The organism is Kineosphaera limosa NBRC 100340 (genome assembly GCF_000298215.1).
Lineage (GTDB): Bacteria > Actinomycetota > Actinomycetes > Actinomycetales > Dermatophilaceae > Kineosphaera > Kineosphaera limosa.
Genome location: NZ_BAHD01000095.1, coordinates 1 through 16,221, shown reverse-complemented (window position 1 = coordinate 16,221; position 16,221 = coordinate 1). Strand labels below are relative to the sequence as shown.

The 16,221-nt window shown below is 70.4% G+C and carries 13 protein-coding genes; 6 read left to right on the top strand and 7 right to left on the bottom strand.

The annotated features are described in order from the left end of the window. Positions 1-78: 78 nt before the first annotated feature. From KILIM_RS19970 to KILIM_RS19960, 3 genes are all read right to left on the bottom strand, one after another. Entirely contained in the window at positions 79-972 is an 894-nt protein-coding gene (locus tag KILIM_RS19970; protein WP_006594567.1) for a universal stress protein, read from the bottom strand. Further along, positions 969-2,396: an APC family permease gene (locus tag KILIM_RS19965; protein WP_006594566.1), complete on the bottom strand. Its 1,428-nt coding sequence runs from the start codon at positions 2,394-2,396 to the stop codon at positions 969-971. Before KILIM_RS19965 ends, KILIM_RS19970 begins: the two co-directional genes overlap by 4 nt. Before the next feature lie 187 nt (positions 2,397-2,583). Beyond that, positions 2,584-5,109, bottom strand: a complete 2,526-nt coding sequence (locus KILIM_RS19960) for a PEP/pyruvate-binding domain-containing protein (RefSeq protein ID WP_006594565.1) — start codon at positions 5,107-5,109, stop codon at positions 2,584-2,586. Positions 5,110-5,276: 167 nt separating this feature from the next. Here KILIM_RS19960 and KILIM_RS19955 point away from each other — a divergent pair, with 167 nt between their 5' ends. Then, the gene (locus KILIM_RS19955) at positions 5,277-6,011 is read left to right on the top strand and encodes a hypothetical protein (RefSeq protein WP_006594564.1); all 735 of its coding nucleotides are present in this window, start codon (positions 5,277-5,279) and stop codon (positions 6,009-6,011) included. 83 nt (positions 6,012-6,094) lie between these two features. Here the strand turns inward: KILIM_RS19955 and KILIM_RS22870 are convergent, their stop codons facing one another. Then, positions 6,095-6,697, bottom strand: a complete 603-nt coding sequence (locus tag KILIM_RS22870) for a sunset domain-containing protein (protein ID WP_006594563.1) — start codon at positions 6,695-6,697, stop codon at positions 6,095-6,097. Between the two features lie 224 nt (positions 6,698-6,921). Here KILIM_RS22870 and KILIM_RS19945 point away from each other — a divergent pair, with 224 nt between their 5' ends. From KILIM_RS19945 to KILIM_RS19925, 5 genes are all read left to right on the top strand, one after another. Then, on the top strand, positions 6,922-8,169 hold the full coding sequence (locus tag KILIM_RS19945; RefSeq protein ID WP_006594562.1) for a homogentisate 1,2-dioxygenase: 1,248 nt from the start codon (positions 6,922-6,924) through the stop codon (positions 8,167-8,169). Continuing rightward, complete coding sequence (locus KILIM_RS19940; RefSeq protein ID WP_006594561.1) at positions 8,166-9,038, top strand: hypothetical protein; 873 nt, start codon at positions 8,166-8,168, stop codon at positions 9,036-9,038. The genes KILIM_RS19945 and KILIM_RS19940 overlap by 4 nt, the downstream gene beginning before the upstream one ends. Positions 9,039-9,083: 45 nt before the next feature. Next, positions 9,084-10,283 (top strand): fumarylacetoacetase, encoded by a 1,200-nt coding sequence (fahA, locus tag KILIM_RS19935; protein WP_006594560.1) that lies wholly within the window; start codon positions 9,084-9,086, stop codon positions 10,281-10,283. 110 nt (positions 10,284-10,393) lie between these two features. Then, positions 10,394-11,668 (top strand): NRAMP family divalent metal transporter, encoded by a 1,275-nt coding sequence (locus tag KILIM_RS19930; RefSeq protein WP_373280995.1) that lies wholly within the window; start codon positions 10,394-10,396, stop codon positions 11,666-11,668. A 3-nt stretch (positions 11,669-11,671) separates the two neighbouring features. Further along, entirely contained in the window at positions 11,672-12,469 is a 798-nt protein-coding gene (locus KILIM_RS19925; RefSeq protein ID WP_006594558.1) for a putative hydro-lyase, read from the top strand. Between the two features lie 14 nt (positions 12,470-12,483). Here KILIM_RS19925 and KILIM_RS19920 read toward each other — a convergent pair whose 3' ends face one another. From KILIM_RS19920 to KILIM_RS19910, 3 genes are all read right to left on the bottom strand, one after another. Then, positions 12,484-14,064: a 5-oxoprolinase subunit B/C family protein gene (locus KILIM_RS19920; RefSeq protein ID WP_006594557.1), complete on the bottom strand. Its 1,581-nt coding sequence runs from the start codon at positions 14,062-14,064 to the stop codon at positions 12,484-12,486. Further along, the gene (locus KILIM_RS19915; protein ID WP_006594556.1) at positions 14,061-14,816 is read right to left on the bottom strand and encodes a LamB/YcsF family protein; all 756 of its coding nucleotides are present in this window, start codon (positions 14,814-14,816) and stop codon (positions 14,061-14,063) included. Before KILIM_RS19915 ends, KILIM_RS19920 begins: the two co-directional genes overlap by 4 nt. Positions 14,817-14,973: 157 nt before the next feature. Further along, positions 14,974-16,221: exonuclease domain-containing protein (locus KILIM_RS19910; protein WP_006594555.1), on the bottom strand; the 1,248-nt coding region annotated here is incomplete at its 5' end.

Below are 16,221 nucleotides of genomic sequence, written 5' to 3'. Positions count from 1 at the left end.
GGTCAAGTGCAGTCCGAGGGTGCCGCAAACCCTCGACTGGGCCGGAGCTCTGGCCGCAGCCAAGGGGGTGGCGACTACTTACGGCACGACGACGACGGGCACGGGGGCGTGCCGCACGATGCGGGTGGCGGTCGAGCCCAAGAAAACGCGCGCCATCCGCGGTTCGCTGGCGCTGGAGCCGACGACCAGCAGCTCGCCGTCGACCCAGCCCGCCCTCGCGAGCGCCTCCCGCCACGAGTGGCCGTCGCTGACCTGCAGCTCAGGGTCACAATTGCGCGCGGCGGGCAGGCGCTCGACGTCGGCGCGGATCATCGCCTGGGCCTGCTCGCGCCACTGCTGCACCACGCGATCCTCCGCGTGCAGCCCTGCCTCCGGCGGGTACATGGTGCCCGCGCGCACTGCGAACGACACCACCCGCAGGGGCGCACCCACCTGGGCCGCCAGATCGGCCGCCCGCTCCAGAACCCCGTGCGAGCTGGGCGATCCATCGACCGCCGCGGTGACCCGCCCCACCCGGGTCGCGTCGCCGTACCGAAGGCCCCGCAGCGCCAGCGCCACCGGGACCGCCGAGCTGTGCACCATCCGGTCCGTCGTCGATCCCAGCGCAATGTGCCCCCACGGCCCGTCCGCCGAGGCGCCCGTCACGAGCAGCCACGCGTCCGACTCCTGCGCCGCCTGGCTCAACCCCGCCGGCGCCGAGCGCGCCGTGACCACCCGCGACTCCACCGCTACCGAGCAGTCCGCCAGCACTGCCGACGCATGCTCCACCGCCTCGCGCGCCAGCCCCTCCAGGTAGCTCTGATAGTCGCCGTCGACCCCGCGGCCCATACCCGCCGCGCCCCACCGATCGGGGATCACGCACACGACGAGCACCGAACGGCCCGCGGATTCGGCGAGCAGCCGCGCCAATTCGAGCCCGCCGCGCCCACGATCCTCCGGGCCGTAACCGACGAGAACCGGGCCGCTGGTCACGATTCCTCCGCGTTCGGGTAGGGCTCGAGGTTGGAGTGCTTGATGCCGTACACGAAGTAGAAGAGCATCATTGCCCCGACCCACAGGCCGAAGAACAAGAACGTCACCCAATGCAGGCCGGAAATGACGAAAAGGCACGCGATGATCGACAGGACCGGCGTCACCGGATACCCCGGCACCCGGAAGGTGCGCGGCAGGTCGGGCTCGCGGCGGCGCAACAGAATGACGGCGATCGCCACCACCGTGAACGCCGCGAGCGTCCCGATGCTCACGAGGTCGGCCAGGCCCTCCAGAGGCACCAATCCCGCCAGTAGTGACACGACCACCGCGACGATGATCGTGTTGGGGATCGGCGTCAGCGTCTTCGGATTGACCCGTTTGAAGATCGGTGGCAGCACCCCGTCGGAGCCCATGGTGAACAGAATGCGGGTCTGCCCGTACATCGTCACGAGCGTCACCGAGAAAATCGAGATGACGGCACCGGCCGCGACAATCGTCGCCGGCAGCGAGGAGCCGGTGACCTCCAAGAGGATCTGTGCCAGCCCCGCCTCCTGGCCCTCGAACCGCTGCCAGGGCTGCGCCGCGACCGCCGCCAGCGCCACCAGCACGTACACCGTCGTGACGATGATCAGCGCCAACACGATGGCCCGCGGCATCGTCCGCCCGGGATCCTTGACCTCCTCCCCGGCCGTCGACACCGCGTCGAGGCCGATGAACGAGAAGAAGATGCCGGCCGAGGCTGCCCACACTCCCGCGAACCCGAACGGTGCGAAGTCGGCGAGGTTGTTGCTGTTCCAGCCGGTGAAGGCGATGACGACGAACATGGCGAGCACGCCGATCTTGATGAGCACCATGATGGCGTTCGCCGTCGCCGACTCGCTCGCCCCGCGGATCAACAGCAGCATGCACAAGAAGACCAACACCATTGCCGGCAGATTGATCAGGCCGCCTTCCGACGGCGCCACCGACAGGATGTGCGGCACCCGGAAGCCGGCCACATTGTTGAGCAGTTCGTTGAGGTATTGGCTCCAGCCGACCGCGACCGCCGCCGACGATACCCCGTACTCCAAAAGCAGGCAGGCCGCGATCGCCATCGCCACCGCCTCACCGAGCGTCGCGTACGCATAGGAGTAGGAGGAGCCGGAAACAGGGACGGCGCCGGCCAATTCGGCGTAACACAAGGCGGTCAGTCCGGCGACGAAAGCGGCGATGACGAACGAGAAGACCACGGCCGGGCCCGCGGCGGGCACCTCCGTCGTCAAGACGAAGAAGATGCCCGTACCGATCGTCGCTCCGACGCCGAACATCGTCAGCTGGAACAGCCCGATCGTGCGCTTGAGCTCGGTGTCGTGCGCGCGCCCGATCGGCTTGCGCCGCGCCATCCGATGCAGCAGGGAACCACGGTTCGGGATGGTCGTGCTCATCGGTCGTTTCTCCCCCGCTCGGGTGCGGCGGTCGCCCGCCCGGTTATCGGTCGAACCTAGACCTCCCACATCACGAATGAGTTACGAACGGACCTGGGGTGCAGTCGATCTCAGCGGGCTTTCAGGAGCCAGGGGGCAGCGTGGCGCAACTGTGATCAGGAGCCGGTGAAGACCGGGTAGACGCGAGTCATTCGAACTGCACCACGAACTGCTGGGAGACCACGTCCGAGTGCAGCAGGAGGCCGTCGGTGTCGGCCACGTGGATCACGTCGGCCAGCTGGGCGGCATCGCCCGATCCGTCGAGCAGTTCGGTGAGCCGGTTGGGTCGACGCGCCAACAGCTCGGGCTGAAATCGCGTCGCCCCCCGATCGTCGAAGACCGCGGCGTAGAGCATGCCCACTTCGACCAATTCTTGGAAGAAGTGACTGCCATAGGACAACTCCGGTCGGAAGTCGCTTTCGGAATAGGTGGTTTCGCACAGCACCGCGAACCGATTGATCTCGCTGAAGTGCACCGGCACCCCGAGGGACGGCGTCGTGGTGCCCCAGCGGCCCGGGCCGATCAGCATCGCCGAGCGCCCGGACAGCGCGCGATTGAGTTTGCCGATCATCCGCGCGACGGAATACCGGTCGGGTTGCCCGAGGCGCAGGTAGGTTTCGGCGCGCACACTCACCACGAGGTCGAGGGGCAGCCGGGCGTTGCCGCCGAGAAAGGTGTCGGTGGCCAGCACACACCGCTGCGGGATCACGCGAGGGGTCGCCACCGCCGGACCCGAGCCGCGGGTCTGTAACGGGCGACACTGCACGACATTGACCCGAGGCACGCCGTCGCGGTCGAGGTTCACGGTGAACTCCACGTCGACGGGGTGCCCGTAGGCGGTGCTCAGCGCCACGAGCAGGTCGTCCAACGTGGCGGCGAAGTCGGTGTCGCGCAGCAGTCCGGCGAAGTCGATGAGCTCGGGCGGCGGTCCGCTGCGGCCGCGTTCCCGCTGGCGTTCGGCCAGGGCGTGATCGGGGCTGAGCAGCAGCCGCCACGGCATGCCGGGCGCTCGGCGCCGCACCTCGCCCCAGGGCAGGGTCACTTCCGTGCCGGAGGCCAGATCGAGCGCGTCGACCCGGCGCTGGCTGTAGCGGCCGGCGTCGTCGGCGCTCACCGGTGATTGCAGCGGGTCGGCGAGGGCCACGATGCGCGCGAAGTCTCCACCCGTCCGGTCGACCGCGCGGGTGCCGAGACCGACGACGAGTCGCACCATGCCGCGGTCGGCGAGGTCGGGCTTCCACGCGTAGAGGCTGGAGGAGTTCGCCACGCCGGCCGCGTCGGGTAGGAACATCCCTTCGTGGTGATCGCCCGAGACGCGCTGGATGAGCACCGCCATCTGCTCGTTCTGATCCGAGAGACCGCGGTCCTCGCGGTATCGCAGCGCGGGTTCGCTCAGGGCGCTGGCGTACACCTGCTTGAACCCCGCCTCCAAAGCGGCGAGACGCTCTTCCGGGGAGCCTTGATTCGGCAGGAAGACCGAGTCGTACTTGCCGGCGAAGGCGTTGCCGAAGTTGTCCTCCAGCAGCGAACTCGACCGCACGATGAGCGGCGCCTGGCCGAAGTACTCCAACATCGCGAGGAATTGCCCGCGCATCGTCCGCGAGAATCGACCGGAGGCGATGAGCGGCTGCAGTTTCTGCGCCGCGCCGTAGTAGTCGTGCTGCTTATGTTCGCTCCACAGCGGCCACCAGCCGTTGATGATGAGGAAGCTCAAGAACGCGTCCGCGCCGAGGTAGTACGAATCGTGGGGCTCCAACACATCGGAGAAACGCTGCTCCGGATCGTGCTCGAGGATCGCGCGGGCTACCAGCATGCCGACGCTTTTGCCTCCGATCGCGCCCGTGCCCAACTGTCGGGACGCGACGGCGAGCAGGTCGGTGAGGGTCAGGTGGGTCTCGGCGAGTTCGGCCATGCGCCCGGCGGGCCCGACCAGCATCGCCCGCAGTTGATCGCGGGCCCGGCGCTGCGCGTCGTCGTCACCGTCGAGGGCCGCCCACGCCTCATCGATGCGCCGCAGCCACGGTTCGCGGGGCCGCACCGGCCGCGCCAGCGTCGAGAACAGCCGCGACGTGGCGTGGGAGGAGGTGATCGAGATCGCCTCGGAGTCGGCCAGCCGGTGCGGAAAGAACATCGTCGGCGAATGCCGCTCCCACACCTTCAACGGATGCACGTAGAGCTCGTCGTCGATGTGGTGCAGGTCGAGCAACAGCTGGGTGGTGTCGCGGACCCCCGCCACCGTCGCGGGGGTGTGCCGGTCGCGCAGCAGAGGAAAGTAGGCGATGGTGTCGAGCGAATACAGGTAGGGGCAGGTGGCCTTGAAGAAATTCATGACCATGAGGTCCGACTGCCAATGCTGGTGCAGGTCGGCCAGCGGGTCGAAGACGTAGAACCCCAGGGGGCCGATCTCCGTCAGGGCGTCGTGCACCGCCATCGCGCAGCGCTCGAAACCCAGCGACGGATCGATGAGCCGCGACTCCATCTCCGGTAACGGGTCACGGTGGCCGAAGCGCACGTGGACGATGCGGCGTCCGTCGGCGCGAGCCTGGGCGACGAACGGTGCGGCGACCGCGGCGAAATCCTCCAGCGAGTCGACCCGCCACACCACGTTGTCGCCCAGTCGCAGGCCGTCGATGATCGAGTCGAGACCGGGGTGGCCCGTGCTCACCGTCTCCATGAGCTCCAGCTAACCAGTGATGAAGGCCGACAACCCACGGCACGTGGCCGAATCGTGACCGCGCCTAGGTACTTGCCTCCTGGTGTCCGGCCGATCGCAGGCGTATGACTGCCATTGGGACACACCGCTGGTAATCCATCGGCGGGACAGGGGAAAAGGGGAAGTTCATGTCAGCTGTACGCGCGCGCCGCACGGCCGCGTCCGCCATCGTCGCCGCCGCCATCGCGGGCTCGGCCATCGGCGGAGCGGCCACCGCCCAAGCGGCCGCTCCGAGTCCGGTGTCGAGCGTCACCGCAGTCGCCGCCGGAGTCGGCACGGCACCGACGCGCACCTACCGCGCCGACGTCGACGGCGACGGGCGCGCCGATCAGGTCACCGTCGCCTCCACCCGCAATCACCAGTTGCGGGTGACCGTGCGCACCGCCACCAAGCGCACCGCGTCGATCCTCATCGACCAGTCGGACTTCGGCACCGCCGTGCCGGACACCCCCTACTACGGGGCCGCCGACTTCGACGGCGTGCGCGGGCAGGAGCTGTTCATCTTCTACGGATTCGGCGCCCACACCCCGTGGTTCAAGATGCTCACGTGGCGCGACGGCCGCCTCTTCGCCACCCGCGACCCGTACTCCGGGGAGCCGAGCTGGGCCCCCGACGCCGCCTACGGCTACGGCACCGGCTACACCCTCTCCGGCAAAGGCGCGAACAAGAAGCTCGTCGTCACCCAGGCCACCCACGTGCTCAACGGCGACGGCTACCGCGGCACCGACACCACCTACGCGTGGTCCACCGCCAAGAACCGCTGGCTCAAGAAGAGCACGCGGGCGGTGCGTTTCAGCGACGAACGGTCCATGCGCCACTTCGGTTGGCACGCACCGGGACTGAAGGCCATGCCCTGGATGTGAGGCGACGACGGCCCGGGCGCACCTCAGGTGGCCCGGGCCGTCGATAGCTCGCGTCGGTCAGTTGCGACGGTCAGGTGCGTCGATCAGTTCGCGGGGCCGAACCCGGCGTTCTGGGCGGCCTGCGCGTCGGTGAACCACACGTGCGGATCGGCGCCAACGTAGCCCGGGGCGCCCGGCGCCAGGAACGTCATCGTGTCGTTCCACGCCTTGACCGGGTGCCCCAGCGGCATCGCACCGTCCTCGATCGGGGCGGCCGAACCGACGCTGTAGCCGCCGTCGACCACCTCCTCCAGTTCGGAGACGCGGCGCCCGTCCGGGGCGGCGTCGCCCTGGGTGGATGCAGCCTCAGCAGCGCCGTCACCGGCCGCGTCACCGGCATCTTCGCCAGCGTGTGTGCCCGCATCCGCGTCGGCGTCGGCGACATCCTCAGGCGACAGGGTGCCGGCGCTCTCGGAGCCCTCGACGAGGTTGCCCTCGGAGTCCCACACCTGCGGCTGTCCGGCCTTGTCGGCGGTCCAGTCGCCCCGTTGCCGGAACTCCTCGCCCGCGCTCAGGTCGTGGTTGGCCGGGTCATGCTCGGCGGCGAACTCCTCCGCGGCCTGCTGCCGCTCCTCGCTCTCCTGCTGCTGGATCTCTGCATCCGCGGTCTCGTCGGTCTGGCTCTGCTCGTCGGTCTGGTCGGCCATGGTGATCCTCCTTGACTCAAGCCCGCACCCCGGGTGTGCTCAATCAACCAGCTTCCCCACGGGACCGAAACTCCTAACCGGACATATCGGGCGGCAGCTCGCATTGCGGTCGCCAGGTGCGCAAGCCGTGGAGGGTGAAGGGTTGCCCGGCTCCGCACCCTCCCGATATCGTGCTAATAGGAGACGAGTAGTTCCATTATTTGCAACGATGCGAGGAGTCCTCCGTGCCGTACTACCGGAACATCGGCAATGTGCCGCCCAAGCGGCACACGCAGCACCGCGACGAGAACGGCAAGCTCTACTACGAAGAGCTCATGGGTGAGGAGGGCTTCAGCTCCTCCAGTTCGCTGCTCTACCACCGCAACCACCCCTCCTCCGTCGGCCGCGCCCGCGCCTGGGAGGTCGGCGACCTGAGTACGACCCCCAACCACCCGCTCAAGCCGCTGCACTTCAAGCTGCACGAGCTGTTCGAGCCGGGCGCGCAGATCGATGCAGTGCACGGCCGCCGACTGTTGCTCGGTAACGGCGACGTCCGGCTCTCCTATGCGCTGGTCACCACGACGAGCCCGTGGTACCGCAACGCGATCGGCGACGAGCTGGTCTATGTCGAGCGCGGCAACGCCCGCCTGGAGACGGTGTTCGGCGCCTTCGAGGTGCGCGAGGGTCACTACGCGCTCGTGCCGCGCTGCACGACGCACCGTTGGATCCCGCGGGTCGAGGGCGACGAGGGCTACGTCGAGCCGCTGCGCTTGTACTTCATCGAAGCCACAAGCCACATCCGCCCGCCCAAGCGCTTCCTCTCCAAGTACGGCCAGCTGCTTGAGCACGCGCCCTACTGCGAGCGCGACTTCGTCGTGCCCACGCAGGTGCTGCTCGCCGAGGACATCGGGGAGGACCCGAACCAGGTCACCGATGTCTACATCAAGCACCGCGGTCCGGGGCCGCTCGGCATCGGGGGCACCGTGCATACGCTGCCGTTCCACCCCCTCGACGTCGTCGGTTGGGACGGCGGCTTGTACCCGCTGCTGCTGCACATCGACGACTACGAGCCGATCACCGGCCGCATCCACCAGCCGCCGCCCGCGCACCAGGTGTGGGAGGGCAACAACTTCGTGGTCTGCAACTTCGTGCCGCGCAAGGTCGACTACCACCCGCTGGCGATCCCCGTGCCCTACGTGCACTCCAACGTCGACTCCGACGAGGTGATGTTCTACACCGCCGGCGACTACGAGGCCCGCAAGGGCTCCGGCATCGGGCGCGGGTCGGTGTCGCTGCACCCGGCCGGGCACCCACATGGCCCGCAACCCGGCGCCGCGGAGGCCTCGATCGGGCGCGACTACTTCGACGAGACCGCCGTCATGGTCGACACCTTCCGCCCGCTCGACCTCGGCGAGGCGGCCCTGGCCAGCGACGACGGCGTCTACCCCTACAGCTGGACCGGTGGTGCCCCGCTGCCGGAGGACGCCTCGTGAGCCGGCGCATCCCGCCGGCGCTGACCGGCCTGTGCGACGACGCCGCGATCTTCCCACCCGGGTCGCTGCCGCTGGAGCAGGCGATCCCGGCGCACCTGGCGCACCGGCGCAGCGAGTACGCCGAGCTCGTCGGGCCGCTCGTGCTCTCCGCGGCGGCGGTGGGGGAGCTGACCCCGCTGGTCGGTCACCTGGAGGCCGATTCGCTGCCGGTCGTCGTCACCGTGCCCGGCCCCGACGGTGTGCCCGCGGTGCTGGCCACCCTGGCGCACCTGCCGGCCGTGCGCCTGGCCGGCCTGGAGGTCGCGCTGCCCGACGACCTGGCCGCTGCCGACCTGCTGCCCGCCCTTGACGCGGCGCTGAGCCGCGGCGGCAGCGCGTCCGACGTGCCCATCGCCGTCGAGGTGCCCCGCGACCACCGTCGCGCCGACATCATCGCGGCGCTCAGCGCCCCATCCGCCCACGCCGGATCGCCGTACCGGGCGAAGTTCCGCACCGGCGGGGTGCGCGCCGACCTCTACCCCGACGAGGCCGAACTGGCCGCGGCCATCGTGGCCTGCGTCCAGTCGGGTCTGCCGTTCAAGGCGACCGCCGGACTGCACCACGCCATCCGCAACACCGACCCCGACACCGGGTTCGAGCAGCACGGCTTTCTCAACGTGCTGCTGGCCACCGACGCCGCCCTCGTCGGCGCCGACATCGACGAGGTCGAGCGCATCCTCACCGAACGCGACGGAGCGGCGCTCGCCGGCCGCGTCGCCGACCTGCCCGACGAGCGTGCCGCCGCCGCCCGCGCGGCCTTCGGTTCGTTCGGCACGTGCAGCGTGACCGACCCCCTCACCGAACTCACCGACCTCGGCCTCATCTGCTAGCTCGACGGCCACAGCTCGACTCCCGGCAACCAAGGAGCCGCCCGCATGACCCGCATCGACATCCCCACCGACTCCGGCTTCGGCCTCGACAACCTGCCCTACGGCGTCTACTCGCGTGCCGGCGGCGAACGTCGCTGCGCCACCCGCGTCGGCGACCACGTCGTCGACCTCGCGCTGGCGCTGGACCCGTCGCTGCCGCAGGCGCAGGAGTGGTTCGCCACCGGCTCCCTGAACGTGTTCATGGCCGCCGGGCCGCAGCAGTGGTCGGCGGTGCGCTCGCTGCTGCGCGAGAAGGTCACCGGCGACCTGCCCGACGACGCCGTCTTCGACGTCGCGGACGTAGCGATGCACCTGCCGTTCGAGGTGGCCGACTACGTCGACTTCTACGCCAGCGAGCACCACGCCAGCAATCTCGGGCGGCTGTTCCGCCCCGACAACCCGGACCCGCTGATGCCGAACTGGAAGCACCTGCCGGTCGGCTACCACGGCCGCAGCTCGACGATCATCCCCTCGGGCGTCGACGTCATGCGCCCGTGCGGCCAGCGCAAGGGCCCCGACGACCCGGAGCCGGTGTTCGGCCCGAGCGTGCGCCTCGACATCGAGGCCGAGCTGGGTTTCGTCGTCGGCGTCGGCAACGACATGGGGCGCCCGATCGGCACCCAGGAGGCCGACGAGCACCTGTTCGGCGCGGTGATCTTCAACGACTGGTCGGCCCGCGACATCCAGGCCTGGGAGTACGTGCCGCTCGGCCCGAACCTCGGCAAGAGCTTCGCCAGCTCGATCTCTTGCTGGGTGGTGCCGATGGAGGCGCTGCGCGCGGCCCGCGTGCCGACGCCCACGCAGGACCCACGGCCGCTGCCGTACCTGCGGATGGACACCCCGTGGGGCCTGGACATCGACCTGGAGGTCGAGTGGAACGGGCAGGTCGTCACCCGACCGCCGTACCGCGAGATGTACTGGAGCCCCGCGCAGATGCTCGCGCACACCACGGTCAACGGCGCCGCGACCCGCACCGGCGACCTCTTCGCCTCCGGCACCATCTCGGGCCCGGAGAAGGATCAGCGCGGGGCGTTCATCGAGCTCACCTGGGGCGGTAAGGAGCCCGTGACGGTCGCCGGGGAGCGCCGCACCTTCCTGCTCGACGGCGACACGATCACCATCCGGGCCACCGCCGTCGGCCCCCACGGCCGGCGCATCGACTTCGGCGACGTCACCACGACGATCCTCCCGTGCAGTTGCAGTTGAGTCTCATGAGCTGAGTCGTGTCGCGCTGCTGCCCACGGGTAGCCGGCGAGCCCTAGGGTGTGCCCTACCGATCGCCGCCCGCCCGACGGCGACCCCGTGAAGGGACTCGCATGAGCGCACCAATGGAACCCCGGGACACCAGCGACAGCAACGGCGCAGGCGGCACGAAGGCGGGCGCCGCGGCGCCGGTCAAGGCCACCGGCTCCGGCACGCTGATCGGCGCGATCTTCCTCATGGCCACCTCGGCCATCGGGCCGGGCTTCATCACCCAGACGACGAACTTCACGATCCGGATGGGCGCGGCGTTCGCGTGCGCGATCCTCATCTCGATCCTCGTCGACATCGCGGTGCAGATGAACGTGTGGCGCGTCATCGGCGTCTCCGGCAAACGCGCGAACACGCTCGGCAACGAGGTGCTGCCCGGGCTCGGCTGGGTGCTGGGCGCCTTGGTGGCCGTCGGCGGCCTGATCTTCAACATCGGCAATATCGCCGGTGGCGGCCTGGGCCTGAACGCCATGCTCGGCCTGGACGCCCGCATCGGCGCCCTGGTCACGGCCGCCGTCGGAATCGGCATCTTCCTGTGGAAGGCCGCCGGGCGGGTCATGGACGCCGTCGTGGTCTTCCTGGGCTTCCTCATGATGCTGCTGATGCTCTACGTCTCGATCCAGGCGCAGCCGCCGGTCGGCGAGGCCCTGCGGCAGACGGTGTTGCCCGACCAGTTCGACTTCTTTGTCGTGACCACCCTCATTGGCGGCACCGTCGGCGGCTACATCACCTACTCCGGTGCCCACCGCATGATCGACACCGGCGTCGTGGGGCGGGCCAACGTTCAGGTCATCACCCGCTCCTCGATCATCGGCATCATGGCCACCGGCGTCATGCGCGCCCTGCTGTTCCTGGCCATCCTCGGCGTCGTCGCCGCCGGCATCGACCTGTCGGCCTCGACCACGCAGGCCGCCGACGCCTTCCAGTACGCCGCCGGCACGGTGGGCGTACGGCTGTTCGGCATCATCCTGTTCGGCGCCGCGCTGACCTCGGTGATCGGCGCCGCGTTCACCTCGGTCTCCTTCATCACCCGCCAGGGCGCGTCGCAGAACCTGCGCAACGGCGTGACCGTCGGCTTCATCCTGTTCTCGGCGGCGGTGTTCTGGATGCTCGGCCAGGCCCCGCAGACGATCCTCATCGTGGTGGGCACCGTCAACGGGCTGATCCTGCCGATCGGCTTCACGCTGATCCTGTGGGTCGCGTGGCGCCGCCAGGACCTGCTGGACGGGTACGTCTACCCCAAGTGGCTGCTCGTCATCGGCGTGTTGTCGTGGCTCCTGACGATCTACCTGGGCGTCAACGCCATCGGTGGTCTGTCGGCGCTGTGGCAGGCGGGCTGAGTCGTGCGGGCGACGCCTTCGGAGGTCGCGGGCCTGACTCCCGCAGCGGCCCGCCGCCGGTTCCGCGACGGCCTCGTCGCGCCGACGGCGGGCTGGTGCGCGGGGTACGCGCAGGCGAATCTGCTCATCGTGCCGAAGGACATCGCGTTCGACGTGCTGCTCTTCGCCCAGCGCAATCCCAAACCGTGCCCGGTGCTCGGGGTGCTGGACGCGGGCCAGACCAGCGGGCCGCTGCTGGCGGGCGGGGACATCCGCACCGACGTGCCGGCCTACACCGTGTACCGCGACGGGCGGCTCGTCGAGACGCTCGACTCCCTGGCGGGGCACTGGCGCGACGACCTGGTGACGTTCCTGATCGGCTGCTCCTTCACGTTCGAGGCTCCGATGATGGCCGCCGGCATCCCCATCGCGCACGTCGACCAGGGCCGCAACGTGCCCATGTACCGCACCAGCGTGCGCGCGGAGTCGGCCGGGCGGATCGGCGGCCCGCTCGTGGTGTCGATGCGGCCGATCCCCGCGAGCCAGGTGGCCGACGCGGTCCGCATCACCTCGCGGTATCCGGCCGTGCACGGGGCTCCGGTGCACGTGGGCGACCCCGGCGCCCTCGGCATCACGGACCTCGCCGAACCCGACTTCGGTGAGGCCGTCGAGATCCCCGACGGCACGATCCCGGTGTTCTGGGCCTGCGGGGTCACGCCCCAGGCCGCCGTCATGGAGTCCCGCCCGCCGATCGCCTTCGGCCACGCGCCCGGCCACATGCTCATCACCGACGCGCGCGACGCCGACTACCAGGTGCCGTAGGCGGTCACGCGGGATCAGCCCTTGTCGGCGCGCTCGATGACGTCGAAGCGCACGGTCGCGCCGGGGGCCGCTTGCGCCAGGAGGTTCAGGTCGCGGCTGTCGACGACGCCGAGCACCGGGTAGCCGATGGTCACGGGGTGATCGCGCATGAACAGCACCGGCTGGCCGTCCGGGGGTATCTGGATGGCGCCGGCGACGGTGCCCTCGCTCGGCAGCTCACCCATGCCGTCGCGGCGCGTCACGGACTGCCCTTCGAGGCGCAAACCCACCCGGTTGGAGCGATCCGTGACGACCCATGCCTGGTCGAGGAAAGCGTCGATCGCCTCTGGGTCGAACCAGTCGTCGCGCGGGCCGAGGGTGATGCGGACGCTCAGTTCGTCGCCCGGTAGCTCGGGGGCGTCGTCGCGGGCGCCCACGATGTGCGCGCCGGCGATCGGCCGCACCGGGACGGCGCCGCCGGCCGACAGCGGCTCCGGTCCCTCTCCGGAGAGCAGATCGGAGGAAGCCGAGCCCAGCACTTCGAGCGCCTCCAGCCCGCCGCGGACCGCGAGGTAGACCCGCATGCCCGCCTGCGGCGTGCCGATCTCCAGCGTCTGCCCGTCGCGCAGGGCGAACGGCTCATCGAGGACCCGCTCGACCCGCCAGGGCGCGTCGTCGTCCTCCGGGTCGCTCAGCGTCGGATCGGTGACCAGCAACGGCGCGCTGGCACCGGTCACCGCGAGCACCTGGTCACCCACGGCCGTCACGCTCAGGCCGCCGAGCAGACACTCGACGACCGCGGCACCCGGATCGTTGCCGACCAGGCGATTCGCGCGGCGGGCGCTGTCGATGTCCATCGCGCCCGACTCCGAGACACCCAGGTCGGCGTAGCCGGGACGACCGAGGTCCTGGATGAGGGACTGCAGCCCGGGGCGCTCCACCCGCAGCGCGCTGCCGTGCGGCTCCGGCGCGCTGCGCTTGGGATCGGGCACCTCGATGAGCTCGCGGACCGCCCGGTACTGCACCCGGTTGCCCGGAGCGACGTACGCGGGCTTATCCGCGGTCGCGTCCCACATGACCTGCGCGGCCCGGCCGATGAGCTGCCAGCCGCCGGGAGACTTGCGGGGGTAGACGGCGGAAAAGTGACCCGCGAGACCCACCGAGCGCGCTGGCAGGGAGGTGCGCGGGGTGTCGCGGCGCGGCACGTCGAGGGTGTTGTTCTCGCCGACGCAGTACGTGAATCCGGGCGCGAAGCCGCCGAACGCCGCCGTCCAGATCTGCCCGGTGTGGGCCTCGATCACGGCCTCCTCGCTCATGCCGAGCAGCTGCGCGACCTCCGGCAGGTCTTCACCGTCGTAGAGCACGTCGATCTCGACCAGCGAGGAGTCCCGCTCGACCGTCTGGGTGATCTGCAGTGCCCGCACGTGCTGGGCCAGGCGCTGCGTGGCGCCGGCGCTGGCGGCGCGCACGAGCACGGTGCGGGCGGCCGCGACGACATCGACCTGCCCCGGCTGCGGATCCGCGGTGAGCAGCGCGTGCAGCGCGAACACCTCCTCCAGGTCGTCGAGCTCGACGAGAAAGGCAAGATTGCCGCAGGGCAGGATCCGCCGGCTCATGCGAACGGAGCCAGCTCGACCCCGGCGTCGGCCAGGGCGCCGCGGACGGTCCGCGCGATCTCCACCGCGCCCTGGGTGTCGCCGTGCACACAGATCGAACGGGCCGTCAGCTCGATGACGCCGCCGTCGACCGTCTCGACGGTGCCTTCGGTCGCCATCCGCACGACGCGCGCCGCGACCGCCTGCGGGTCGTGGATGACACTGCCCTCGATGCGGCGCGAGGCCAGCGTGCCCTCGGGCGTGTAGGCGCGGTCCGCGAACGCCTCGATGACCGTGGCCAGGCCGCGTTCGTTCGCGATGCGTTCGACGACCGTGTTCGGCATGCACAGGAGCGGGAGGCTCGGGTCGACCTCGACGATCGCCTGGACGACGGCCGCGGCGTGCGCCTCGTGGTGCCAGATGGTGTTGTACAGCGCGCCGTGCGGTTTGACGTAGGAGACCTTCGTGCCGCAGGCCTTCGTCATCGCCTGCAGGGCCCCGATCTGGTAGATCACCGCGTCGGTGAGCTCCGCCGGCGGGACGTCGACGAAGACGCGCCCGAAGTTCGGCAGGTCGCGGTAGGCCGGGTGGGCCCCGATCGAGACGCCGTTCGCAGCGGCCTGCGTGACCGTCGCCCGCATGACATGCGGATCGCCCGCGTGAAACCCGCAGGCGATGTTGGCGGAGGTGACGATGGTCATCATCGTCGCGTCGTCGCCCATCTTCCAGTTGCCGAAGGACTCCCCGGAGTCCGAATTGAGATCGATCGCCATGGCAGCCTCCTGAGGTTGTCGAGCCACGCTAGCGGCGAACGACCTCCGTTGGACAGCTCCGGACCCGGTCGCCTCAGCTCGACCGGCCCAGCTCGACCGGCTCAGCTCGACAGGCTCAGCTCAACCGGCTCAGCTCGACCGGCTCAGCTCGACAGGCTCAGATCGGGTCGATCGGGCTGACCGGCGTGACGATGTCGGAGCGGGAGCCGCGCAGCCGGGGGCAGTTGGCCGTCCAGTGCCCCACGACCAGGCAATGCCCGCAGCGCGGCGCGCGGGGCGGCGCCGGCAGCGGCAGCGGCTTGCGCACGGGCCGGCTGAAGCTGCCCGAGCCCGGCTGCGGCGCGGGCGGGGCCTTCGGTGGGATGAGGTCGTCGAAGTACGTGGGGATGCCCACCGAGGTCGCGACGGCCCGCAGGTGGCGAAGCTGAGCGGGGCCGATGCGCGCCTCCTCGAACGCGGCGATCCGCAGCGACTCCAGCAGGCGCTCCAGGATCGTGCGGATCCGCGACGCGGGATAGCCCGAGCGGGCCAGCATCCCGGCCAGCTCACCCGTCTCGGCGGTGACGATGCGCCCCCGCGAGACCACATCGGTCAGGCCCTCGAGGTACGCGGCCACCCGCGGGTCGTTCGTCTCGTGCGCGCTCGCGCTGACCCGGGTCATGAGGCCGGCCAGCCACGGCTCCACGGTGTCGGGGTGCACGGGGCGCGGCCGGGGCGCCGGCCGCGCTGCGCCGCGCGCCAGGTCGTGCACCGGCGTCGCCGGCACCGGGTACGTCAGCGAGTCGCCGCAGCGGGCCAGCAGCGTCGGCAGCAGCGCCGCGACGAGTTTTGCCTCGTCGATCGCAGCGCCGCCGCGCCGATAGCGCTGCCGCAGGTGTGCCGCGAGCGTCGGCAAACGGTAGTTGGGGGTCGCGATGACCTCGCGCGCCATCGCCGAGATGTCGAGCGCCGGGTGCGTCGGCACGAGGAGGCCGGCGACCAAGAATTCCGCAGCGAGAAACTGCTCCACCAGGCCGGCATTGTGCGCCACGACGACCCGGCCCTCCAGGGGAGCCAGCACCTGGCGCGCCAGATCGGCGAAGCTCGGGGCGAAGCGCACATCGGCCGGCTCCAGCCCGTGCAGGAACGTGGGGCCCACCTCGGCGTTCGGCGGCTCCAGGAGGCTGACCAGTGGTTTTCCGTCTGGCTGGGCGGTGCTGTCCAGCGGCAGCGCCGCGATCTCGATGATGCGGTCGCGCATCGGTGTCAGCCCGTTGGTGCGCACCGCCACCGCGACGTAGGGCCCCGGCACGCGGTGCCCGCCGGGGCGTCGGGTGCCGTACGCGAACAGCGCTGCCCGGCCCTTGCCGGGAGCCGGTGGCTTCGGAGCCGGTGCCGCCGGCGCGCCTGCTGGCCCGTCTGCGGG